We start from the raw sequence: 21,414 nt of genomic DNA, 5'->3' as shown, positions 1-21,414 counted from the left end.
CGCCTTGCGTCGGAGTGAGGTGCCCGTCGGCAGCGTCGTCGGGCACCTGACGCGAAAGTTCAGCGCTTCGCGTGCTGCTTCTTTATCTGCGCTTCACAGAAAGACGTGAAATGCCGCACAACCTGTCTCGGCTTCATGTTGCGCGACTGCGCAATGCCCAACGTGGCGGCTGCCACGTCGTCCTTGAACCGTTTGACGACGAAATCCTCACCGTCCACGGTATGGGTCGATTTGAGCGGAAAGTTCAGGATGCTGTACCCCAGTCCGTTCGCCACCATTCCGCGCACCACCTCGGGCTGCGCGGACTTGAACGCCGGGACCGGACGCTCGCCTACCGCGTCGAACAGTCCTGCGAAATATTCCCGACTGTGGGGCAAGTCGAGCATCACGTAGGGTTCCCCCACCAGATTCGCGAGCGCGATCGAGCGATGCTGGGCCAGATGGTGCGTTTTCGGGAGGATGACGTACGGCGGCAGCGTCAGCATCGGCAGGAATTCAATGTCGTCGGTCAGGTCAATGCTGTAGGTCAGCGCGAGGTCGAGCGATCCGTCGTGCAGGCCCGTGAACAAATCTTCCTGATGCGCTTCAAGCGTCTGGAATACGACGCCGGCATGTTGGGCCACAAAGTGGCTAATGAGGCCGGGCAGCAACGGCGGCGCAAGCGAGACCAGGCAGCCGAGCGCAATCCCGCCCGAGATGCCGGTGTCCATTCCGCGTGCCGCAACCTGCAGTTCTTCCGCATTCTTTAGCAGGTCACGTGTCTTGCCGAGCATCTCGCGCCCTGCCTGGGTCAGGGAAAGCCCGGAGGCGTGGTGACGGATGAACAGTTGCACACCAAAAGATTCCTCCAGCTCTGCAATCGCCGTAGAAATCGAAGGCTGCGAAATGTGCAGGACTTTTGACGCGCCGGTAAACGACAGCGCTTCTGCCGTCACGACAAAGTATCGCAACTGGCGCAGCGAATACCGAAGCAGAGGGTTTTCCATTGACCTGTTCCCATGAAAAAAATCATTCAGGAGACGCCGCGCAGGGCGTCTCGATTCCACGCTGATTATCTCGCGCTCTGCATAGCTAAAACAAATGTTTTGCATTTTTTAAATATGTTTTTCAGATGTGATCTATCCGCGTAGATTTCTTTCATCAGTGGATCTTGCAAGGAGATAGCCGTGACAGTTGAAAGAACGTCAATCGATACGCTTGTGGTCGGCGCCGGCCAAGCCGGCGTGGCCATGAGTGAACACCTGAGCAAACTCGGGGTACCGCACCTCGTTCTGGAGCGCGATCGTATCGCCGAGCGCTGGCGCACGGGACGGTGGGATTCTCTGGTTGCCAACGGTCCGGCCTGGCACGATCGATTCCCGGGCATGGAGTTCGACGATCTGGACCCTGATGCCTTCGCCTCGAAAGATCGGGTGGCGGATTATTTTGAAGCCTATGCCAGGAAGTTCAACGCACCCATCCGCACGGGTGTGGAAGTGACGAAGGTGGTACGCAATGCCGGCCGACCGGGCTTCACCGTTGAAACCACGAAAGGCGTGATCGAGGCCAACCGCGTGGTTGTCACGACCGGGCCTTTTCAGCGCCCGGTTATTCCGCCGATCGCGCCTGAAGCCGGGAAGTTCACACAAATCCACTCCGCCGAATATCGTAATCCAGAGCAACTGCCCAAGGGTGGAGTTCTGGTGGTCGGCGCCGGGTCGTCGGGGGTGCAGATCGCGGATGAACTGCAGCGTGCCGGCAAGCAGGTTTACCTCTCGGTTGGCGCGCACGATCGTCCTCCACGCGCCTATCGCAGTCGTGACTTTTGCTGGTGGCTAGGCGTTCTCGGCGAATGGGATGCGGAGGTCATGAGACCGGGCAAGGAACATGTGACCATTGCCGTAAGCGGTGCTCGTGGTGGCCATACGGTTGACTTCCGGCGGCTTGCCAATCAGGGAATCACGCTCGTTGGTTTGACGAAATCATTCAATGACGGTGTGGTGACCTTCGAATCGGATCTGGCAGACAACCTCGCTCGCGGCGACGAGAACTATCTGTCGTTGCTGAATGCCGCTGACGCCTATATCGCCCGCAATGGTCTCGACCTTCCGGAAGAACCCGAAGCCCGCCATATGCTCCCGGATCCGGAATGCGTGACCCATCCCATTCCTGAACTCGATCTGGCCGGGGCCGGCGTGACTTCGATCGTTTGGGCAACCGGCTATGCAGTCGATTACAACTGGCTGCATGTCAACGCCTTCGACGCAAACGGTAAGCCGAAGCATCAGCGCGGCGTGTCGATTGAGCCTGGCGTTTATTTCCTGGGTCTGCCGTGGCTGTCGCGTCGTGGCTCCGCTTTCATCTGGGGCGTCTGGCACGATGCGAAGCATATTGCCGACCATATCGTCACGCAGCGCAAATATCTCTCCTACCGTGATGCCTCGGAACGCCAGGCAGAAGACGGTCGCGAGATCTACGCAGCAAAATTTCTTCCGAGTACTGAGGTGCATTAATGAGCAAGCCTACCCACACCCGCATCCGCATGTTCAACACCAAGGATACCTACCCGAACCAGACGCTGGATAACGATCTCTGTCAGGCCGTGCGCGCCGGTAACACCGTCTATGTGCGCGGTCAGGTGGGCACCGATTTCGAAGGCCGTCTGGTCGGGCTCGGCGACCCCGGCGCCCAGGCCCGGCAGGCGATGCAGAACGTCAAGCAACTGCTGGAAGAGGCGGGAAGCGATATGTCCCACATCGTCAAGACCACGACCTACCTGATCGACCCTCGCTATCGCGAGCCGGTGTACCAGGAGGTCGGCAAGTGGCTCAAGGGCGTGTTCCCCATTTCTACCGGCCTGGTGGTGAGCGCGCTCGGCCAACCGCAGTGGCTGATGGAGATCGATGTGATCGCGGTGATCCCGGATGGCTGGAAGCCGGCTCAGGCCTAAGGAGCAGGACATGACTTTCTCTATCGTCGGACGTTGCGCGCAGACCGGGCAACTCGGGATCGCCATCAGCTCTTCCAGTATCGCGGTGGGTGCGCGATGCCCCTGGGTACGTGCGGGGGTGGGTGCGGTGGCGACCCAGAACGTCACCCTGCCTGCCCTCGGCCCGCAGATTCTCGACCTCCTCGAAAACCAGCCGATCGAGCCTGCCGTGGCCTTGGACCGGGCGCTTGGCGCCAACGGCTGGAGCGAGTATCGACAGGTGACGGTGGTCGACGGCCAGGGCCATACCGCGTTCTTCAGCGGTAAAGAAGCACTGGGTTTGCACAACGCTGTGGCGGGTGAGCAGTGCGTAGCCGCCGGCAACTTATTGGCGGGTGTCCAGGTCATCGAGGCTATGGTTCAGGCGTTCGAGAACGCACCAGGGATGCTTGCCGACCGCCTGCTGGTGGCCATGCATGCCGCGATGGCGGCCGGTGGCGAGGCAGGGCCCGTGCACTCGGCGGCGCTCAAGGTCGTGGGCGAGGTGAGTTGGCCGATCGTCGATCTGCGCGTCGACTGGGCGGAGGAAGATCCAATCGGCCAATTGGGCGCGCTGTGGCAGGCCTATCGGCCGCAGATGCAGGACTACCTGGCGCGTGCGTTGAATCCGACCGCGGCGCCCAGCTACGGGGTGCCGGGCGATGAGTGAGGTGTCCAGCCGTGAGCTGCTCGAACGACTGATCGGTTTCGCTACCGTCAGTCGGGACTCCAACCTGGAACTGATCGCTTTCATCCAACATTACCTGGCGGAACTCGGCGTGGAGAGCGAGCTGTTCTACAACCCGGAGCGCACCAAGGCCAACCTGTTCGCCACCATCGGCCCTCGTGACCGGGGTGGCGTTGTGCTTTCCGGCCATACGGATGTGGTGCCGGTGGACGGGCAGGCCTGGACGGTGGAGCCGTTCCGTCTCACCGAGAGAGAGGGGCGGTTGTACGGTCGCGGCACGGCGGACATGAAGGGCTTCATCGCCTCGGTGCTGGCGGCGGTACCGGTCTTTCTCAAGCGGCCGCTGAAGCTGCCGGTACACCTTGCCTTCTCCTATGACGAGGAAGTGGGATGCCTGGGTGTGCGACCGATGTTGGCGGAATTGGAAAAGCGTCCGCACAAGCCGCGTCTGTGCCTGATCGGCGAACCTACCGAGTTGAAACCGGTGCTGGGCCATAAGGGCAAGCTGGCGATGCGCTGCCAGGTGAAAGGGGCTGCTTGCCACTCGGCCTACGCACCCTATGGGGTCAACGCTATCGAATACGCGGCGCGACTGATCGGCCGGTTGGGAGAGATCGGTGCGCAGTTGGCACAGCCTGAACATCACGATTCGCGCTTTGATCCGCCGTTCTCGACTGTGCAAACCGGCGTCATCAAAGGGGGGCGTGCGCTGAACATCGTGCCGGCTGAATGCGAATTCGATTTCGAGGTACGCGCCCTGCCGGGCTTCCATGCTCATCAAGTAGCGGATGAGTTGCAGACCTACGCCGAGGCCGAGCTGCTGCCGAAGATGCGTTCGGTGCAACCTGATACTGACATTCGCTTGCAGCCGCTGAGTGCTTACCCGGGATTGGCCACCTCGCCTGACAGCGAAGCGGCACGCCTGTTGGTACTGCTGAGCGGTTCCACCGAGTTCGGTACGGTGGCCTTCGGCACAGAAGGTGGACTGTTTGACCAGGTGGGCGTTCACACCGTGGTCTGCGGGCCGGGAAGCATGGATCAAGGACACAAGCCTGACGAATTTATTACCCTTGAGCAACTGACCCGCTGCGATGCAATGTTGGCTCGCCTGGCCGAATACCTCTGGAACCCTGTCTGATACTCGGACGAAGTCTGCCATGAACCGGATGCGCGTTCTTCGCCGCATAGCATGGGTGCGACGCGTCGTCGGAATCCTGACGCTTTTCACGTTCGCCATGCATCATGAACGCGCTATTGAAACGGATTCTCCACGACGCCCGGTTTCGCATCCGGCTCATCCTTCACCTTCGCCGGTAAATTGGTCTGTGCCTGCAGCGCAGCCACCACCGCATCGATCGCTTCCTTCAGCGCGAGCGCAGCCTTCAGCCCGCGCTGGTCCTGAGTCAATTCCAGCGTGCCGTTCAGCACCACGCGCGTGGTGCCGTTGCTGATGGTGAGTGCGTCGCCCTGGATGTTGAGTACGTCGTCATCGTTCGAATAGGGTTTAAACACCTTTCAGTCCTCCCGGTCGCTGATCTTTGAGGTTCTCCGGAATACCCGGAAAACGGATGCCCGATGCCGCCTCGAGTTCGTGAATCGTCCTGATGTCGTAACGGTTGGTCGAGACGTTGTCCACGACTACCGCGAACGCCATCTGCCGGGACGGCACGTAGACTACCTTGAACAATTGCGTCGGCACGAAGACGCGTGTCGGTCCGATGGTCTGCAATTGCTGGCCGCTGAAAATCGGCCCGGTGACCACATAGGTATCGTCGTACGACATCGCGATCTTTCGCACCGACGTTTCGATACGTGCCCACAAGCGCTGGTTGTTCTCGCGATTTTGCGGCACGACGTTCGCCAGCGAAAACGATTGTGCCATCGCTTCCTGATTCCAGCGATTGCCCGCCGGACTCATGTGACCGCGGTCGAAGCCGCTGCGCTTATAGTCCGCGAGTGTCGCGCCTTCGCCGTCGGGCAAACGCGCGTCTTCGAAGAATTTGTTGGTGCGCACCATGTCTTTGGCGGCATCGATATGGTCGCGCGTCAGATGCTCGGCGGACCACAGCGGACCATGCGTGATACCCGAGTGCAGCACCGCGAAATCGCTGTAGCACAGCATGCGCGTTTTCGGCGCCATCTTCTGATTGGTCAGAACCGGCCATTGCGCATTCGGGGTGAACTGGGTGCAGGAAGGCGCCGCGCTCGCGTGAGCGGCAACGGCGAACAACAGACAGGCAAACCACTTCTTCATGTGTGAGTCAGTCGAGGGATGGGGGCGCAAGTATAGCGTCGCGGACCCATATCGAGCGACGCGGAATGCAGGAAATCACAGAGGCGAAAATGGCTTCTGCACGGCACCCACGGCGATGAAAATACTGCGAGCGGAAGAAGCGGAAGAAGCGGAAGAAGCGGAAGAAGCGGAAGAAGCGGAAGAAGCGGAAGAAGCGGAAGAAGCGGAAGAAGCGGAAGAAGCGGAAGAAGCGGAAGAAGCGGAAGAAGCGCGTGGCGCACAGCAAAAGCCCTGCACCAAAAAAACGGGCCGCTTTGCAGCGACCCTAATGCGTGGAATTCAAACTCTACGCACGCAAACTTAAGACGGGCTTAAACGCACAACGCTGAATGCGGGGCACGCCTTGAAGATCGAATCCGCACCCGAGCGCACCCGCGCCCACGCAGGCGGCGGCGCGGTTCAGATGAGTAGAAATTTCGACCGACGAAAAAGCGCCAGAACCTAATTGCCGAAAACGCTATTTTCGGCGTGTACGTTCTGACGGTCGACGGCTTGCAGGCGCCAGAAGCCGCTGGTCGGCGCGCGCGTGGGCAAGGCTGTCCATGCGGCGGCGCCTTGTGCCGCGCTTACGCGTTGTTTGCGATCGACGTGCAATCCGCGCAGCGTGCACAGCGGCGCATCCGCGCTCGGCGCACAGAGCGTGGTCACGCCATTGTCGTCGTGTAGCTCGCCCCATGGGGGCAGATCGATCCCTTGATGCGCTTCCCTCGACCACCGGTGTTCTTCGGTGTCGAGCCATAAGACAGCGTAATCGTGACTGACGGTGGGATCGGAACCGTTGATGAGGATGGTCAGGCGCATGGCAGTTCCGTGCAAATTGCGAAGTAACGCTTTATCAGTCTATGCCGCGACGCGTGTTATGCAAGGCAAAAGGTACGACGATCCGGCACGAAAAAACTTGCGCGCGGCTCAGGCCAGATCCAGCGTACCGGTCAAATCCCCAAGCGGCGCCAGGCCATTCTGCGCAAAAGCCCGGTCTCGCGCGACCACCCCATCCAGCGGCGCCAGCCCATGCACCCGGCTAATCAGGCGAAGAATCGAGTTGGTGTCGTACACCGTATGGTCGACATACCCCTTCTTTGCCAACGGCGAAATCACCAACGCGGGAATCCGCGATCCTGGCCCCCAGCGATCGCCCTTCGGCGGTGAGACTGGATCCCACCAGCCGCCGTTCTCATCGACCGTGACGACCACGACCGTATTGGCCCACTGCGGGCCGCGCTGAATATGCTCGATCACATTCGAGATGTGACGGTCGCCCGATGCGACGTCCGCATACCCCGCGTGCATGTTCAGGTCGCCCTGCGGTTTGTAGAACGTGACCGCCGGCAAACGCCCCGCATCGATATCGGCAATCAGACGATTGGTGGACGCGTCGTTACCGAGCCCCGCATCGCGCAGATACTTGCGCCGCGCGGCAGTGCCCGGTGCGTAATTGGTGAAGTAGTTGAACGGCTGATGGTGGTACTGGAAGTCGGGCACCGCGCCCGTATCCTGATGCTCCAGCGCGTACTGCCATGCGCCGCTGTACCACGCCCAGTCGACGCCCTTGTCTGTCAGACGGTCGCCGATCGTCGCGTAGTTTTGCGGCGGCAGCACGCGCGGATTCGATAGGTCGGCGAAAGCGGGATTGCCGCCTTCGGCCGGACGCACATTGCTCGGCTGATACGGCGGCGCCATGGTGTTGACAGCGTAACCGTCGGCGGTAAACGCGCCGTCGTTGACGAACTTCGGCGGACCGTCGAGCGCGGACGCGGGCGAGTCGGCGGCCTGTTTCAGCCGCGTGCCGGCCGGATCATCGCCTTCGACGACCGAGACCATCTTCTTTGCCGGACTGTTGTGAATGTCGGGATAGAACGGCGGCTGCGCCGAGATCAGAAAGATGTGGTTCATCCACGAACCGCCGAAGGCCGCCATGAAGAAGTTGTCGCACAGCGTGTATTGCTGCGCGAGATTCCACAGACGCAGCGTGTCGGCGGAATTACGGTAATGCCCCATCACCAGGCCGCCGGAGTCGCCCCACGCGGCGAACTGGTTATTGCGCCCGGCGTTGATCTGCATCTGGTTCTGATAGAAGCGATGCACCAGGTCGCGCGTGATCACGCCGGTCGGCAACGGTGCGCCCTGCGCATCGGCGATATGGAAGGGCCCGTTGCGAAGGCTGCCGATGTCCTTCTGACCGATCATGTAGCGCTTGCCGTCCACTTCCTGCGCCTGCGGCACGAGGCCACCCCAGATTGCGGGCAGGCGCGGCAGCGGCGTCTTGCCGTCGCGGTCGAGTTGCAGATAGCGCTCGGCGCTCACCGCATCGAGTGGATGCTGGACGCCGGGAAAGTTGCCGTACAGGTTCGCGAAGCTGCGGTTCTCGGCGTAGATCACCACGATGTGCTTGACCTGGTCGCGTAGCGCGGCGTCGAGCCGCAAGTCGGCGGCACTGCGCGGCGCCGCGTCGCTCGCGGTACTTTGCTCGGTCTTGCAACCGGTCAGCGCGAGTCCGATGCCGACGGCCGCGAGCCCGGTCAGGACACGACGGCGCTCGGGATCGTCGGGGGCATTGTCGGGGTTCGGCGGCAGGGTGGAGTCGTTGTCTGTCATCGGTAGGTTTCGATTTAGCGTGACGGGCGCTTAACAGCTTTTAGCTGCCGCTCGGGGCAGCGTGCGCGCGGCACCGGGTTCAGATACGAAGTGGCCGGAAGGTTCCGGCAAAGCTAAGGTAATCGCCGCTTGACGCGCCAACTGTTGTGCGTCGAGTCGACGGCGAGCAGAAGCCAGTGCTTCGCATCGACGGGATGACGCCTCTGCGTAGCGTAGCCGTCAACGGTCAATTCGAGTTCGTCGAAAGTCCGCCGATGGCACGTGGCATGCGCGCCGGAGCCGTCCGCGAATTCGACTATGGCCGCCACCTCGCGGGCCGGCTCAGGCAGATGCGCGATATGCACCGCGCAGCCCGGATAAAGATGCGAGTCGGCAACTTGAACCTGGACGGATTCGGGCATGAACGTGTCCTCCGGACGCCTGGCGGGAGCGAAAGCGCGGTATCGGGACCTCGCGCAATGAACCGGGTCAAAGCATAGCACCGCGCGAAACGAAAATGACCGCCGTGTGCTTCGCGCTATCATGCTGATCTGTACCCGATGAACAGCAGAGACAACGGCAAAGACGGCAGCCAAGATGGCAAAAGAAGAGCAGACAGGAGCGGGACGCAAGCACGCGAGGCCACGCGGCGCATTGGCCACGACGCCGCAGGGCGATGCGGCGTCGTCCCACGCAGAGGGCACCGATTCAACCGATTCCACCGACGAAGAAAGCACCGGCGGATCGACTTATCTCGTGCCTGGGCTGGAGCGGGGCCTGCGCATCCTTGCCGAATTCAGCGCGCGCGAGCCGATTCTGGGTGCGCCCGAATTGTCGAAGCGCATTGGCATTCCGCGCACCACCACATTTCGTCTACTGCAAACGCTCGAAGCGTTAGGTTTTCTCGAGCGCGTGAACGGCGACCGCTATTTCCGCTTGAGCGTCGCGGTGCTGCGGCTCGGTTTCGAATACTTGAGTTCGCTCGAACTGACCGACGTCGGCACGCCGATTCTCGAACGTTTGCGCGACGCAACCGGCCTCAGCACGCATCTGCTGATCCGCGATCAGCGCGACGTGGTGTTCGTCGCCAAAGCGCAAACCCATGAGCCAATGTTCAGTTCGGTGAAAGTGCATGTCGGGACGCGTCTGCCCGCGCATGCCACCGTGCACGGCCAGGTGCTGATGGGCGATTTGAGTTTCGACGAATTGCGTCAGTTGTACCCCGAGCCGCAACTCGAACGTTTCACCGAACGCACGCCGGCAACTGTCGAAGAACTGTATGGAAGAGTGCGCGAAAGCGCGGCGCTCGGCTACGCGTTGAGCGAAGCGTCTTTTGAAAGAGGGATCTCGGTAGTGAGCGCGCCGGTGCGCGACCAAAGCGGCAAGATCGCAGCCGCGTTGACGGTCACCATTCCGCGTTCCGATATCGGCGAAGCGGAAGAACGCGAGCCGCTCATCGTCGCGGTTTGCCAGGCGGCGCTCGAATTATCCGAACGTCTCAGCTATCGTCCGCGACCGGATGATCCGACTGCGGCTCAAGCGCGTCGCAGGCCGGTTGCGGCGAACTGATCCGGTTTCTGTTTTTGCTCATGTAAAACGGCCCGGTTGCATAAGCAGCCGGGCCGTTTGCTTTACAGCGCCGACGTCGACATCCATGCCGACATGACTGACATCAGAACGAGTGGTGGATACCCGTCAGGAAAATAGTCTGGTTCCGGCCGCTCGACACCCCCGCCGTAAAGAACGCGGCGTCCGTATTGGAGCCCGCGCGCTCATACAGCGCATTCACATACAACTGCGTCGACTTGGACAGCGCGTAGATATCGCCGATCTCGAATTGCGTCCAGCGATGGCCGGCCATCGTCGTCGTTGCGGCGCCGCCCGCGACGGTGTTGAACGGCGTGAACTGATAATTCGCGCCCACGTCGTAGCTCTGATATGTGTCCGAATGGCCCGACGACTCCAGCTTCACGCGTGTGTACAGGCCATGCACCAGCAGCTTGCCGAACTGGTAAGACGCGCCCGCGCCCATGTTCTCGACCTTGTCCGCCGTATAGGTCGCCGCGGCGACGCCCTGGAAGGTGGTGATGCCCGTCGTCACGATCGAAGGCGTGCGGTTGTGCTCGTTCGCGTACGTAGCGCCTGCCTTGAACGGACCGTTCGCATAGCTAAGCGCAAAGCTCAGTGTCTTGCCGGTCGAGAAGTTGGTCGTGTTACCGAGACCCATCATCGCGCCGACCGAGAAGCCGCCGAAACTCGCCGAGCGGAACTTGATCGAGTTGTCGAACGGCACCACGCCGGTGTCGGCGAGTTCGTCGATATTGCCGGGGTGGAACGCATACCAGCTCGCGGCCAGATAAGCCGTGCTCAACGGATCCAGCACGTCGAAGCTGAACGGCGTCTGATGACCGAGCGTCACCGTGCCGATCTGGTCCGAACTTAAGCCCACGAATGCCTGACGATTGAACAGGGTGCCCGCTTTGGCGAATGCCCCGGTGTTCGTATAGAAGCCGTTCTCCAGCTGGAAAATCGTCTTCAGACCACCGCCCAGATCCTCGACGCCCTTCAGGCCCCAGCGGTCCGGCTGCATGTTGCCTTGTTCTTCGATCCACTTCGAACTGCCGCCCGCATTGCTGATATACGCGACACCGGCATCCAGACTGCCGTATAGCGTCACACTGCTTTGTGCCCACGCGCCAGTCGTTGCGCAGATTGCCGTCAAGCCGGCCGCCGCAATGATGTGCTTCACCGTTGGTTCTCCTGATCACACGACGGATAGCTCGCGCCGATTTCGTCGTCCCTGATCCTTGCTTTGGTTGAATGCAGCTTCGGGTTTATGCGCCAAAACTGCCCCGCTTAATGTTCCACCTATGGGCGTCTGTATCGCCTATGGAAAAGTATAGTGAGTCTGGAAGTGGTCAAAATAAATTTTCGGACCCCGTACAAACCCGCATGAGGGCTTCGCCATTTGTCTGAGAATTATGGGCAAACCCAAGCCAGAAAAGGCTCCATGGCCGATATCGCCTTTCATGTCAGTTCACGCAAAGCTGTGTTGTGAACGCCACAGTCGGTGTTTTCCCCTACCAGCCCAGATTTTTATTTTCTCCAGTCGAAGGCACTCCTATAATTATCCATACACGAACTGATGTTCCTTATGTGGAACATAGAGCTTCAGGAGAAGGCGAGAAATGACTGAACAATGGCGCTGCGCCGGCCATGCCGGCGACCTGTCCGAAGACGCGCCGCTCGAGTTCAAACTCGACGGCACCGAAATCGGTATCTACAAGGTGGGCGATGCGCTGTACGCGCTGGAAAACGTCTGCCCCCATGCGTACGCGCTGCTGACGCAGGGCTTTGTCGACGGCGACACCGTCGAATGTCCGTTGCACGAAGCCGTGTTCCATATCCCGACCGGCAAATGCTTGAAAGAGCCCGGCGGCCGCGACCTGAAGATGTACTCGGTACGTCTCGCCGGCGAAGAAATCCAGATCAAGGTGGAATGACATGCGAGAGCAAACCGTGAACTTCAATCCCTTCCTGAAGCCGTGGCTCGCGCCGCAGCCGAACAACGTCGCCGGCAAGGGCGTGATCGAAAAGCCGGGCGAGACCGAAAACTTCATCTGGCAAACGCGCAAGGCTGAGCCGACCCAGTACGAAAACGACTTCGGCGATGCACTCGAAAAAGTGTTCGAAGCCGGTGCGAACGAGTTGCAGGAAGTCGTCGACGGTTTGAACCGCGTGGGCTTCCGCACCCCGGAAGGCAATGCGTGGGACGCCGACCGTCTCGCCGCTGAATTCCGCCTGCTCGCCGAATAAGCGCGCTTTCCCGAACACGTCTCATCGCTTTCGTATCCGGAGTCTTTTCATGACGTCCCCCAACACAACGACACAAGCCGCGGCCGACCCGATCCAGTCGTATCTGAACCAGGGTCTGCGTAATTACTGGTATCCCGTTGCACCGAGCTGGCAAGTCGGCGATGCGCCGGTCGGCGTTACGCGCCTCGGCGACCAGATCGTGCTGTGGCGCGACAAGGAAGGCAAAGTCCGCGCGCTCGAAGACCGGTGCCCGCACCGCGGCGCGCGCCTGTCGCTCGGCTGGAATCTCGGCGGCAGCGTCGCGTGCTGGTATCACGGCATTGAAATCGACGGCGGCGGCACGGTTACGAAAGTCCCGGCAGTCTCGAACTGCCCGCTGGAAGGCCAGAAATGCGTGAAGTCGTATCCGGTCGAAGAGCACGCCGGTGCGATCTTCCTGTGGTTCGGCGATGACGCTCATAAAGAACCCACGCCGCTCGTGTTGCCGGAAGAACTGGTCGGCGAGGAATACGCGAACTTCCTGTGCATGTCGAACTGGAAGTGCAATTACCAGTACGCGATCGACAACGTGATGGACCCGATGCACGGCGCGTATCTGCACGCGACGTCGCACTCAATGGCCGAAGGCGACAAGCAGGCAGACATGCGCGTGCGCAAAACCGAAACCGGCCTGATGTTCGAAAAGGTTGGCCAGCGTGACGTGAATTTCGACTGGGTCGAACTCGGTGAAACCGGCGCGCTGTGGATGCGCCTCGCGATTCCGTACAAGAAGAAGTTCGGCCCGGGCGGCAACTTCGGGATCATCGGCTTTGCTACGCCCGTCGACGAAAACAACTGTCAGGTTTACTTCTGGCGCACGCGCAAAGTGTCGGGCTGGCAGCGCGACGCATGGCGCTTCATGTATCGCAACCGGCTGGAAGCGTTGCACTGGGCTGTGCTGGAACAGGACCGCTATGTTCTCGAAAGCATGGCGCCGAATGCACGCGAGCACGAATTCCTCTATCAGCACGATGTCGGCATGACGCGTGTGCGCCGTATGTTCCGTCAGCGCGCGCAGCAGCATTTTGCCGATCTGGAAGCGCATCGCGCCGAAGCCGCTCAGGCCGGCGCCACGCAAACGGACGCAGCAGGCCACAGCCATGCATAACGAAGCCCCTTCGGCATCGTCAGTACTTAAAGGCCGGCGCGTCCTCGTGACCGGTGGCGCACGCGGTCTCGGCGCAGCGTTCGTCCGCTCGCTGGTGCAAGCCGGTGCGCAAGTCGTGTTCGGCGACGTGCTGCATGACGAAGGCCGTGCGCTGGCTGCATCGCTGGTCGAGCAAGGTCATGCGGTGACCTATCTGCCGCTCGATCTCGCCGACCCCGCCAGCATCAAGCAATTCGCCGATCAGGCCGCAGCGCAACTCGGCGGCTTCGATGCGCTGATCAACAACGCGGCGATCACCAACTCGGGCGGCAAGTTCGCCGACGAGTTGTCGGTCGAGACGTGGGACGCCGTGATGAACGTCAACGTGCGCGGTACGTGGCTGATGAGCACCGCCGCATTGCCGTATCTGCGCGACTCCGGGCGCGGCAGCATCGTCAACATCGCGTCGGATACGGCGATGTGGGGCGCGCCGAAGTTGCTTGCATATGTCGCAAGCAAGGGCGCCGTGATCTCGATGACCCGCTCGCTGGCGCGTGAATTTGGCGCCCACGGCGTGACGGTCAACGCGATCGCGCCAGGGCTCACCGAAGTCGAGGCCACCGCCTACGTGCCCGCCGAGCGTCACCAGTATTACCTGCAAGGCCGCGCGCTCACGCGCGCACAAGTGCCCGACGACGTCACCGGGCCGGTGCTGTTCCTGTTGTCTGATGCTGCGCGCTTCGTGACTGGCCAATTGCTGCCGGTCAACGGCGGCTTCGTGATGAATTGATCTTGTCGAATCGTAAGGAGAAAGAGATGGCGGACGCCGATATCGAACGCAAATCGTGGGAACAACCCGCGGGCGCGAGCTTTGCACAATGGTTGGACACCCGGGTGGCACGCCTGGAGACGCGTCGCTATGACTGGGACGCGTTGAAGTTCCAGGCCGACTACGACCCGAAATATCGCCGTGCGCAAATGCGCTATGTCGGCACGGGCGGCACGGGTGTCGCGAAAGACATGAACACGGTGCCCGCGGGCGGCTTCACGTTCTCGACGATGGTGATCCCGGCCGGCAACATCGGCCCGAGTCATATCCATATGGATGTCGAAGAAATTTTCTTCGTGCTGCGCGGCAAGATGAAAGTGATCTGCGAGAAAGACGGCGAAACGTGGGAAGCCGTACTGGGCGAGCGCGATCTGATTTCGGTGCCGCCGGGCGTGTATCGCACGGAAGTGAACATCGGCGAAGAAGACGCGTTGATGTGCGTGATGCTGGGCGCAGCCAAGCCGGTTACGCCGACCTATCCGCCCGATTCGCCTTTGACCAAGCTCAAGCGCTAAGCCTTCAGATATTAGCGCCGTTTCGAAAACACCCATGAAGGAAATCATGTCCGCAGTCCCGTCCGCCATCGCCGATCAGAACGCTACGCTCGAAGCGCGCCTTGCACGCTTTCCCACGCAGCAGATCTGGCTGGCATCGCAACGCGCGGTGAGCTATCGCGAGGTGGATAGCGCCGAACGCGAAGCACTGCCGCTCGTGCTGTTGCACGGCATCGGTTCGGGCGCGGCTTCGTGGGTGCAGCAGTTTGAAGTGCTGGGTGGGACGCGCCGCGTGTTGGCGTGGGACGCGCCGGGGTATGGCGCATCAACACCCGTAGAAGCCGATTCGCCCGCTGCAAGCGACTACGCGATTGTTTTGAAGGAATGGCTCGACGCGCTCGGCATTGAACGTTGCGTGCTGCTGGGTCATTCGCTTGGCGCGATCATCGCGGGCGCTTTTGCTGTTGCCCATTCACAGCGCGTGGCCGGATTGCTGTTGTTGTCGCCTGCTGGCGGTTACGGCGCGGCATCGGCGGAAGTGCGCGAAACGAAACGCGATCAACGTCTTGCCATGCTGAAAGAGTTGGGCCCGCAAGGTCTCGCCGAAAAACGCAGCACCAATATGGTGTCCACACACGCAAGCGACGAGGCGCGCGCATGGGTGCGCTGGAACATGTCGCGCGTGCTCCCGCATGGCTACGCGCAAGCGACACATCTTCTAGCCAACGCCGATCTCGCTAGCGACCTCGCGCGTCATCAAGGTCGCGTCAATGTAGCCGTGGGCGCCGATGACACGATTACGACGCCCGAAGCCTGCGAACGACTTGCACTCGCCGCCGGCACCCAATTGCAGGTCGTGCCATGCGCGGGGCACGCCGGCTATATCGAAGCACCTGCCGCGTACACCGCGATCATCGACACGTTCTGCCGCGCAAGCGACGGACAACGGAGCCAATGAATGACGCCCGACACCGTTAACGCCGAGCGCGACGCGGACGACGACCGCAACGGCACCAGCAGCGATATCAGCTATCGCGTGCCGGGTCTGGAACGCGGTCTGAAGATTCTGACGGAGTTCTCGCCACGCGAGCCGGTTCTCGGCGCACCGGAATTATCGAAGCGCCTGAAGATTCCCCGCACGACGGTGTTCCGTCTGCTGCAAACACTCGAATCGCTCGGCTTTCTCGAGCGCGCCGATAAAGACCGCAACTATCGCCTCGGCGTCGCGGTGCTACGGCTCGGTTTCGAATATCTGAGTTCGCTCGAATTGACCGACCTCGGTTTGCCGATTATCGAAGCGCTACGCGACGATACCGGTTTGACGAGTCACATTGTGATTCGCGACGGACGTGATGTCGTATTCGTCGCCAAGGCGCAAAGCCATGCGCCGATTTTCAGCTCGGTGAAAGTGAATGTCGGTACGCGCCTGCCGGCCTACGCAACGACGCACGGTCAGGTGTTGATGGGCGACATGACGCTCGACGACTTGAAGAAGCTCTATCCCGAGCCGGAACTCGAGCGCTTCACGAAACAAACGCCCGCCACCATCGACGACCTGTACGAACGCATTCGCGACGACGCCAAGCGCGGTTTCGCGATCAGCGAGTCGTCGTTCGAGCGCGGCATTTCGGTGGTCAGTGCGCCGGTGCGTAACGACACGGGCCGCATCGTCGCCGTGATCACGACGACGATTCCGCGCCATGAGATCGACGCCTCGCTGCTTGACAGCGGTCTGATCGACAAGGTCCGCCGCGCGGCCGACGAACTCTCGCAGCGACTCAACTATCGGCCGAAGAGTGGTCCGGACGCAGGCACGAAATACATGAAGGCATTGGGGCTCAAATGATTCAAATCGACTTGACTGGACAGGTAGCGGTGGTGACGGGCGGTTCGTCCGGCATCGGCCTTGCGACTGCCGAACTGTTTCTGCGTGCAGGCGCTTCGGTCGCGATCTGCGGGCGTGACAGCGAACGTCTCGCGCAAGCGGAAGCCGCGTTGAAGGCGCAGTTTCCTGATGCGCAATTGCTCGCGCAAACCTGCGACGTGCTCGATGCGGACGAAGTCGCAGCCTTCGCGCAAGCGGTGCAAACACGCTTCGGCCGCACCGACATGCTGGTGAACAACGCGGGCCAAGGCCGCGTGTCGACCTTCGCCGACACCACCGACGACGCCTGGCGCGAAGAACTCGACCTGAAGTACTTCAGCGTGATCCGCCCGACCCGCGCGTTCCTGCCGATGCTGCGCGACGCTGCAAACCCGGCCGTGGTCTGCGTGAACTCGCTGCTCGCGCTGCAACCCGAGCCGCACATGGTGGCGACCTCGTCGGCACGTGCCGGCGTGCTGAGCCTGATCAAATCGCTCGCGGCCGAACTCGCGCCGCAACGCATCCGTGTGAATTCGATTCTGATCGGCATCGTCGAATCGGGGCAATGGCGCCGCCGTTACGCGAAAGAAGCGCAGCCGGGCCAGCGCTGGGAAGACTGGACCGCCGAACTGGCGCGCAAGAAAAACATTCCGCTAGGCCGCTTCGGCAAACCCGAAGAAGCCGCTCAAGCGCTCTTTTATCTGGCTACGACGCTGTCGTCCTATACGACGGGCAGTCACATCGATGTTTCTGGAGGCGTTGCACGACATGTCTAACACAACCACCGTTGGCGAACTGATCGCCGCTTTTCTCGAGCAATGCGGCGTTCAAACCGCGTTCGGCGTGATCTCGATCCACAACATGCCGATCCTCGACGCGATCCACAACCGCGGCAAGATTCGCTACGTCGGCGCACGGGGCGAAGCGGGTGCGGTGAACATGGCCGATGGCCTGGCGCGTGTCTCCGGCGGCCTTGGCGTTGCATTCACCAGCACGGGCACCGCAGCGGGTAACGCAGCGGGCGCGATGGTCGAAGCACTGACGGCAGGCACCGCGTTGCTGCATATCACTGGCCAGATCGAAACCGAATACCTCGATCAGGACCTCGCGTATATCCACGAAGCGCCGGATCAATTGTCGATGCTGTCGTCGATCTCGAAGGCTGCGTTCCGCGTGCGCTCGGTCGAAACCGCGTTGCCGACGATCCGCGAAGCCGTACGTGTCGCGCAAACCGCGCCGAGTGGTCCGGTCAGTGTCGAAATTCCGATCGACATTCAGGCTGCCGAGATCGAATGGCCTGCCGATCTGGCCGCGCCGCACGTCACCACGCTCACGCATTGCAGTAAACGCGTCGCGCAGCTGGCAGAGCAACTGGCAGGCGCAAAGCGCCCGCTGTTGTGGCTGGGTGGCGGTACGCGCCACGCGCGTGCCGCGGTTGAGCGCCTGGTGGCGTTGGGCTTCGGCGTCGTGACCAGCGTGCAAGGACGCGGCGTGCTGCCGGAAGATCATCCGGCGACGCTCGGCGCGTTCAACGTGCACGCCGCTGTCGAAAGTTTCTACAAGACGTGCGATGCGCTGGTGGTGGTCGGTTCGCGTCTGCGTGGCAATGAAACGCTGAAGTACAAGCTGGCGCTGCCGCAACCGCTGTATCGCATCGATGCCGACGCGCTTGCCGACAACCGCGGCTATCGCAACGACATGTTCATTCACGGCGATGCATCGTCAGTGCTTGAAGAACTCGCGACGCTGCTCGAAGGCCGCCTGAAGGTCGATCCGACGTTTGCCCAGGACCTGGCCGCCGCACGCGAAAGCGCAGTCGCCGATGTAGGCAAGGGCCTCGGCCCCTACAAGCGCCTCGTCGACGCCCTGCAAGAGGCGGTGGGCCGCGATTACAACTGGGTGCGCGACGTCACGATCTCGAACAGTACGTGGGGCAACCGCATGCTGAAGATCTTCTCGCCGCGCGCGGGGGTTCATGCACTCGGTGGCGGTATCGGCCAGGGCATGCAGATGGGTATCGGCGCAGCGCTTGCTGGCAATGCCGCGAAGACCGTGTGTCTGGTCGGCGACGGCGGCTTGATGGTGAACGTCGGCGAACTTGCAACGGCCGTGCAGGAAAACGCCAACGTGATGATCGTGTTGATGAACGACCAATGCTACGGCGTGATCCGCAACATTCAGGACGCGCAATACGGCGGCCGACGCTGCTACGTCGATCTGCATCAACCGGATTTCGCGCAGTTCTGCGAGAGCCTGAAACTCACGCACTATCGCATCAAATCGCTCGACCAGGCCGAGGAAATCATCCGCGAAGGCATGGCGAAAACCGGCCCGGTGCTGGTCGAAGTAGACATGCTGTCGGTCGGCTCGTTCGCCACCGCATTCGCAGGGCCGCCGGTCAAGGAAAAGGAGCCGGAACATGCATGAGGCCGGCTACGCGGGACATCACGCGCCCGTCGACGTTGCGATGATCGGCTTCGGCGCGATCGGCCAGGCGGTGTATCGCTCGGTCGAGTCGGATCCGACGGTGCGCGTGTCGCACGTGATCGTGCCGGAACGTCATATGGCGTCGGTGCGTGAAGTGGTGGGCGCGTCGGTCGACGTGGTTTCGTCGGTGTCCGCGTTGAGCAGTCACCCGCATTTCGCACTGGAATGCGCGGGGCACAGCGCCCTGGTGGATCACGTGGTGCCCTTGCTGAAAGCCGGTACGGATTGCGCGGTCGCGTCGATCGGCGCGCTGTCCGACATGATGCTGCTCGACGCGTTGTCCGCAGCCGCCGATGAAGGCGATGCGACGTTGACGCTGCTCTCGGGCGCGATCGGCGGTGTGGACGCGTTGGCTGCAGCGAAGCTCGGCGGCCTCGACGAAGTTCTGTACACGGGCCGCAAACCGCCCACCGGCTGGCTCGGCACGCCCGCGGAACAGATGTGCGATCTGCACGGGTTGACCGAAGAGCGCGTGATCTTTGAAGGCAGCGCGCGCGAAGCGGCGCGTTTGTATCCGAAGAACGCCAATGTCGCCGCGACGATCGCGCTGGCCGGCCTCGGTCTGGATCACACCACGGTACGCCTGATCGCCGACCCCAACGTGTCGCGCAATGTGCATCGAATCGTGGCGCGCGGCGCTTTCGGCGAGATGTCGCTGGAAATGTGCGGCAAACCGCTGCCGGATAACCCCAAGACGTCCGCACTGACCGCATACAGCGCGATCCGTGCGCTACGCAATCGCGCGGCACGCTGCGTGATTTAAGACATTAGCTGATTAGCTGAAGCAAACCGGAACGACCGACATGACTCACTTCGATACCAGCCTCGTGCCCACCGGCGATATTTTCATCGGCGGCGAATGGCGGCAAGGGCGTGGCAACCCGTACAAAAGCCTGTATCCGGCAGATCAGTCGGTCAATATGGAAATCTCGACGGCCAATGCCGACGACGCCCGCGAAGCCGTGGAAGCCGCGGATATCGCCTGGCGCCGCGCGGATTGGTCGGGTCTGAAGCCGCATCAGCGCGCGCTGATTCTGTATCGCATTGCCGATCTGATCATGTCGCGTCATGAAGCCCTTGCGCAATTGCAGCGTCGCGACAACGGCAAGCCGATCAGCGAAACGCGGGTGCTGGTGGCGAGCGCTGCGAACACGTTTCGCTATTTCGCGGCCTGCCTCGAAACGCTCGACGAAGAAGTCACGCCGTCGCGCGGTGATTATCTGACGATGAGCATTTACGAGCCGATTGGTGTGATTGCAGCCATTACGCCGTGGAATTCGCCGATTGCATCGGACGCACAGAAACTGGCTCCGGCACTGGCAGGCGGTAACGCAGTGGTGTTGAAGCCCGCTGAGGTCACGCCGTTGGTGTCGCTTGCATTGGCTCGTATCTGCGAAGAAGCCGGTGTGCCGAAGGGTGTCATTAGCGTTTTGCCCGGCAAAGGCTCGGTGATCGGCGACGTGCTGGTGCGCCATCCGCTGGTGAAGAAAGTGTCGTTCACGGGCGGTACCGAAGTCGGCCGCGGTATCGCGCGCATTGCAGCGGACAAGCTGATGCCGGTCTCGCTCGAACTTGGCGGCAAATCGCCGACCATTGTGTTCGACGATGCCGATCTCGATCACGCGGTGAACGGCGTGCTGTACGGCATTTTCAGTTCGTCGGGCGAGGCGTGCATCGCGGGTTCGCGTCTGTTCGTGCAGCGCTCGATCTACGACGCGTTCATGAAGCGTCTTGCTGAAGGCGCTCGCAAACTGCGCGTCGGCGACCCGTCGCGTGCTGAGACGCAGATGGGTCCGCTGATCACCGCGGCACATCGGGAAACCGTCGAACGTTACGTCGCATTGGGTCTGGAAGAAGGCGGCCGCCTGCTGTGCGGTGGCGAGCGTCCGGTTGGCGACGGCCGCGAAGCAGGCACCTACTTCCAGCCGACGATACTCGAAGGTCTCACGAACGACGCGCGCATTTGCCAGGAAGAAATCTTCGGCCCCGTGCTGGTCGCGATGCCGTTCGACGACGAAGCCTCGCTGCTGAAAGAAGCTAACAACAGTGTGTTCGGCCTCGCCGCCGGCATCTGGACGCGCGACTACAAACGCGCCTACCGGATCGCCCGCGCGCTCGAGACTGGCACCGTGTGGATCAACACCTACAAGCTGTTCTCGATCTCGACGCCGTTCAGCGGCTGGAAAGAGAGCGGCCTGGGACGCGAGAAAGGCCGCCTCGGCATCCGCGAATACATGCAGCAGAAGAGCCTCTACTGGGGCTTGAACGACGCGCCGCTGGCGTGGGCGAACTAATA

Annotated in this window: 24 protein-coding genes; 17 read left to right on the top strand and 7 right to left on the bottom strand. The window is 61.5% G+C overall.

Annotated features, from left to right (window positions below; genetic code table 11):
- Nucleotides 1-59: 59 nt before the first annotated feature.
- Complete coding sequence (locus PQQ52_RS09400; RefSeq protein ID WP_408209608.1) at nt 60-986, bottom strand: LysR family transcriptional regulator; 927 nt, start codon at nt 984-986, stop codon at nt 60-62.
- Between the two features lie 180 nt (nt 987-1,166).
- On the opposite strand from PQQ52_RS09400, the gene PQQ52_RS09395 reads away from it, so the two are divergent.
- From PQQ52_RS09395 to argE, 4 genes are read left to right on the top strand one after another with little or no spacing between them, the layout of a single operon-like run.
- Nucleotides 1,167-2,492, top strand: coding sequence for a flavin-containing monooxygenase (locus PQQ52_RS09395; RefSeq protein WP_408209538.1), 1,326 nt, complete (start codon nt 1,167-1,169; stop codon nt 2,490-2,492).
- Nucleotides 2,492-2,929, top strand: coding sequence for a RidA family protein (locus tag PQQ52_RS09390; protein WP_408209535.1), 438 nt, complete (start codon nt 2,492-2,494; stop codon nt 2,927-2,929). The genes PQQ52_RS09395 and PQQ52_RS09390 overlap by 1 nt, the downstream gene beginning before the upstream one ends.
- A gap of 10 nt (nt 2,930-2,939) precedes the next feature.
- Nucleotides 2,940-3,617, top strand: a complete 678-nt coding sequence (locus PQQ52_RS09385; RefSeq protein ID WP_408209533.1) for a DUF1028 domain-containing protein — start codon at nt 2,940-2,942, stop codon at nt 3,615-3,617.
- Complete coding sequence (gene argE / locus PQQ52_RS09380; protein WP_408209530.1) at nt 3,610-4,773, top strand: acetylornithine deacetylase; 1,164 nt, start codon at nt 3,610-3,612, stop codon at nt 4,771-4,773. The genes PQQ52_RS09385 and argE overlap by 8 nt, the downstream gene beginning before the upstream one ends.
- Nucleotides 4,774-4,886: 113 nt before the next feature.
- On the opposite strand, the gene PQQ52_RS09375 is transcribed toward argE, so the two are convergent.
- The gene (locus PQQ52_RS09375; protein ID WP_408209528.1) at nt 4,887-5,147 is read right to left on the bottom strand and encodes a hypothetical protein; all 261 of its coding nucleotides are present in this window, start codon (nt 5,145-5,147) and stop codon (nt 4,887-4,889) included.
- The gene (locus tag PQQ52_RS09370) at nt 5,140-5,889 is read right to left on the bottom strand and encodes a DNA/RNA non-specific endonuclease (protein WP_408209526.1); all 750 of its coding nucleotides are present in this window, start codon (nt 5,887-5,889) and stop codon (nt 5,140-5,142) included. Before PQQ52_RS09370 ends, PQQ52_RS09375 begins: the two co-directional genes overlap by 8 nt.
- 115 nt (nt 5,890-6,004) lie before the next feature.
- Between PQQ52_RS09370 and PQQ52_RS09365 the strand changes: the two genes are divergently transcribed.
- Nucleotides 6,005-6,232 carry a hypothetical protein gene (locus PQQ52_RS09365; RefSeq protein ID WP_408209523.1) on the top strand — a complete coding sequence of 76 codons (228 nt, stop codon included), beginning with the start codon at nt 6,005-6,007 and terminating at the stop codon, nt 6,230-6,232.
- 137 nt (nt 6,233-6,369) lie between these two features.
- Here PQQ52_RS09365 and PQQ52_RS09360 read toward each other — a convergent pair whose 3' ends face one another.
- The 3 genes from PQQ52_RS09360 to PQQ52_RS09350 form a co-directional block, all read right to left on the bottom strand.
- Complete coding sequence (locus PQQ52_RS09360; protein ID WP_408209520.1) at nt 6,370-6,729, bottom strand: DUF3564 domain-containing protein; 360 nt, start codon at nt 6,727-6,729, stop codon at nt 6,370-6,372.
- A gap of 108 nt (nt 6,730-6,837) precedes the next feature.
- Nucleotides 6,838-8,523 carry an acid phosphatase gene (locus tag PQQ52_RS09355; protein ID WP_408209517.1) on the bottom strand — a complete coding sequence of 562 codons (1,686 nt, stop codon included), beginning with the start codon at nt 8,521-8,523 and terminating at the stop codon, nt 6,838-6,840.
- Nucleotides 8,524-8,636: 113 nt separating this feature from the next.
- Nucleotides 8,637-8,924 (bottom strand): hypothetical protein, encoded by a 288-nt coding sequence (locus PQQ52_RS09350; protein WP_408209514.1) that lies wholly within the window; start codon nt 8,922-8,924, stop codon nt 8,637-8,639.
- 175 nt (nt 8,925-9,099) lie between these two features.
- Here PQQ52_RS09350 and PQQ52_RS09345 point away from each other — a divergent pair, with 175 nt between their 5' ends.
- Nucleotides 9,100-10,071: an IclR family transcriptional regulator gene (locus PQQ52_RS09345; protein WP_408209511.1), complete on the top strand. Its 972-nt coding sequence runs from the start codon at nt 9,100-9,102 to the stop codon at nt 10,069-10,071.
- A 103-nt stretch (nt 10,072-10,174) separates the two neighbouring features.
- Here PQQ52_RS09345 and PQQ52_RS09340 read toward each other — a convergent pair whose 3' ends face one another.
- The gene (locus tag PQQ52_RS09340; RefSeq protein WP_408209508.1) at nt 10,175-11,251 is read right to left on the bottom strand and encodes a porin; all 1,077 of its coding nucleotides are present in this window, start codon (nt 11,249-11,251) and stop codon (nt 10,175-10,177) included.
- 439 nt (nt 11,252-11,690) lie between these two features.
- On the opposite strand from PQQ52_RS09340, the gene PQQ52_RS09335 reads away from it, so the two are divergent.
- The 11 genes from PQQ52_RS09335 to PQQ52_RS09285 are packed head-to-tail and all read left to right on the top strand — an operon-like array spanning nt 11,691 to nt 21,412.
- The gene (locus PQQ52_RS09335; protein ID WP_020068683.1) at nt 11,691-12,005 is read left to right on the top strand and encodes a non-heme iron oxygenase ferredoxin subunit; all 315 of its coding nucleotides are present in this window, start codon (nt 11,691-11,693) and stop codon (nt 12,003-12,005) included.
- Between the two features lies 1 nt (nt 12,006).
- Nucleotides 12,007-12,318 carry a recombinase-like helix-turn-helix domain-containing protein gene (locus PQQ52_RS09330; protein WP_154562984.1) on the top strand — a complete coding sequence of 104 codons (312 nt, stop codon included), beginning with the start codon at nt 12,007-12,009 and terminating at the stop codon, nt 12,316-12,318.
- Between the two features lie 49 nt (nt 12,319-12,367).
- Complete coding sequence (locus PQQ52_RS09325) at nt 12,368-13,465, top strand: aromatic ring-hydroxylating dioxygenase subunit alpha (RefSeq protein WP_408209504.1); 1,098 nt, start codon at nt 12,368-12,370, stop codon at nt 13,463-13,465.
- Complete coding sequence (locus PQQ52_RS09320; protein ID WP_408209501.1) at nt 13,458-14,234, top strand: SDR family oxidoreductase; 777 nt, start codon at nt 13,458-13,460, stop codon at nt 14,232-14,234. Before PQQ52_RS09325 ends, PQQ52_RS09320 begins: the two co-directional genes overlap by 8 nt.
- Nucleotides 14,235-14,260: 26 nt before the next feature.
- Nucleotides 14,261-14,788 (top strand): cupin domain-containing protein, encoded by a 528-nt coding sequence (locus PQQ52_RS09315; RefSeq protein ID WP_408209499.1) that lies wholly within the window; start codon nt 14,261-14,263, stop codon nt 14,786-14,788.
- Between the two features lie 46 nt (nt 14,789-14,834).
- Nucleotides 14,835-15,725, top strand: a complete 891-nt coding sequence (locus tag PQQ52_RS09310; protein WP_408209496.1) for an alpha/beta fold hydrolase — start codon at nt 14,835-14,837, stop codon at nt 15,723-15,725.
- Nucleotides 15,726-16,613, top strand: a complete 888-nt coding sequence (locus PQQ52_RS09305) for an IclR family transcriptional regulator (protein ID WP_408209493.1) — start codon at nt 15,726-15,728, stop codon at nt 16,611-16,613.
- Nucleotides 16,610-17,407 (top strand): SDR family oxidoreductase, encoded by a 798-nt coding sequence (locus PQQ52_RS09300; RefSeq protein ID WP_408209491.1) that lies wholly within the window; start codon nt 16,610-16,612, stop codon nt 17,405-17,407. Before PQQ52_RS09305 ends, PQQ52_RS09300 begins: the two co-directional genes overlap by 4 nt.
- On the top strand, nt 17,400-19,058 hold the full coding sequence (locus PQQ52_RS09295; protein ID WP_408209488.1) for a thiamine pyrophosphate-binding protein: 1,659 nt from the start codon (nt 17,400-17,402) through the stop codon (nt 19,056-19,058). Before PQQ52_RS09300 ends, PQQ52_RS09295 begins: the two co-directional genes overlap by 8 nt.
- On the top strand, nt 19,051-19,881 hold the full coding sequence (locus PQQ52_RS09290; protein WP_408209486.1) for an aspartate dehydrogenase: 831 nt from the start codon (nt 19,051-19,053) through the stop codon (nt 19,879-19,881). Before PQQ52_RS09295 ends, PQQ52_RS09290 begins: the two co-directional genes overlap by 8 nt.
- Before the next feature lie 40 nt (nt 19,882-19,921).
- Nucleotides 19,922-21,412, top strand: coding sequence for an aldehyde dehydrogenase (locus tag PQQ52_RS09285; protein ID WP_408209483.1), 1,491 nt, complete (start codon nt 19,922-19,924; stop codon nt 21,410-21,412).
- The last annotated feature ends 2 nt before the right edge of the window (nt 21,413-21,414 follow it).

Source organism: Paraburkholderia sediminicola (assembly GCF_046030555.1).
Taxonomy (GTDB): domain Bacteria; phylum Pseudomonadota; class Gammaproteobacteria; order Burkholderiales; family Burkholderiaceae; genus Paraburkholderia; species Paraburkholderia sediminicola_E.
This window is presented reverse-complemented; position numbering and strand designations above follow the sequence as displayed.

What these genes read in the sequence shown, in the direction of transcription:
- PQQ52_RS09400 (WP_408209608.1), bottom strand. Translation starts at nt 986, where the DNA reads ATGGAAAACCCTCTGCTTCGGTATTCGCTGCGCCAGTTGCGATACTTT.
- PQQ52_RS09390 (WP_408209535.1), top strand. Translation starts at nt 2,492, where the DNA reads ATGAGCAAGCCTACCCACACCCGCATCCGCATGTTCAACACCAAGGAT.
- PQQ52_RS09385 (WP_408209533.1), top strand. Translation starts at nt 2,940, where the DNA reads ATGACTTTCTCTATCGTCGGACGTTGCGCGCAGACCGGGCAACTCGGG.
- argE (WP_408209530.1), top strand. Translation starts at nt 3,610, where the DNA reads ATGAGTGAGGTGTCCAGCCGTGAGCTGCTCGAACGACTGATCGGTTTC.
- PQQ52_RS09370 (WP_408209526.1), bottom strand. Translation starts at nt 5,889, where the DNA reads ATGAAGAAGTGGTTTGCCTGTCTGTTGTTCGCCGTTGCCGCTCACGCG.
- PQQ52_RS09365 (WP_408209523.1), top strand. Translation starts at nt 6,005, where the DNA reads ATGAAAATACTGCGAGCGGAAGAAGCGGAAGAAGCGGAAGAAGCGGAA.
- PQQ52_RS09360 (WP_408209520.1), bottom strand. Translation starts at nt 6,729, where the DNA reads ATGCGCCTGACCATCCTCATCAACGGTTCCGATCCCACCGTCAGTCAC.
- PQQ52_RS09355 (WP_408209517.1), bottom strand. Translation starts at nt 8,523, where the DNA reads ATGACAGACAACGACTCCACCCTGCCGCCGAACCCCGACAATGCCCCC.
- PQQ52_RS09350 (WP_408209514.1), bottom strand. Translation starts at nt 8,924, where the DNA reads ATGCCCGAATCCGTCCAGGTTCAAGTTGCCGACTCGCATCTTTATCCG.
- PQQ52_RS09345 (WP_408209511.1), top strand. Translation starts at nt 9,100, where the DNA reads ATGGCAAAAGAAGAGCAGACAGGAGCGGGACGCAAGCACGCGAGGCCA.
- PQQ52_RS09335 (WP_020068683.1), top strand. Translation starts at nt 11,691, where the DNA reads ATGACTGAACAATGGCGCTGCGCCGGCCATGCCGGCGACCTGTCCGAA.
- PQQ52_RS09330 (WP_154562984.1), top strand. Translation starts at nt 12,007, where the DNA reads ATGCGAGAGCAAACCGTGAACTTCAATCCCTTCCTGAAGCCGTGGCTC.
- PQQ52_RS09325 (WP_408209504.1), top strand. Translation starts at nt 12,368, where the DNA reads ATGACGTCCCCCAACACAACGACACAAGCCGCGGCCGACCCGATCCAG.
- PQQ52_RS09320 (WP_408209501.1), top strand. Translation starts at nt 13,458, where the DNA reads ATGCATAACGAAGCCCCTTCGGCATCGTCAGTACTTAAAGGCCGGCGC.
- PQQ52_RS09315 (WP_408209499.1), top strand. Translation starts at nt 14,261, where the DNA reads ATGGCGGACGCCGATATCGAACGCAAATCGTGGGAACAACCCGCGGGC.
- PQQ52_RS09310 (WP_408209496.1), top strand. Translation starts at nt 14,835, where the DNA reads ATGTCCGCAGTCCCGTCCGCCATCGCCGATCAGAACGCTACGCTCGAA.
- PQQ52_RS09305 (WP_408209493.1), top strand. Translation starts at nt 15,726, where the DNA reads ATGACGCCCGACACCGTTAACGCCGAGCGCGACGCGGACGACGACCGC.
- PQQ52_RS09300 (WP_408209491.1), top strand. Translation starts at nt 16,610, where the DNA reads ATGATTCAAATCGACTTGACTGGACAGGTAGCGGTGGTGACGGGCGGT.
- PQQ52_RS09295 (WP_408209488.1), top strand. Translation starts at nt 17,400, where the DNA reads ATGTCTAACACAACCACCGTTGGCGAACTGATCGCCGCTTTTCTCGAG.
- PQQ52_RS09290 (WP_408209486.1), top strand. Translation starts at nt 19,051, where the DNA reads ATGCATGAGGCCGGCTACGCGGGACATCACGCGCCCGTCGACGTTGCG.
- PQQ52_RS09285 (WP_408209483.1), top strand. Translation starts at nt 19,922, where the DNA reads ATGACTCACTTCGATACCAGCCTCGTGCCCACCGGCGATATTTTCATC.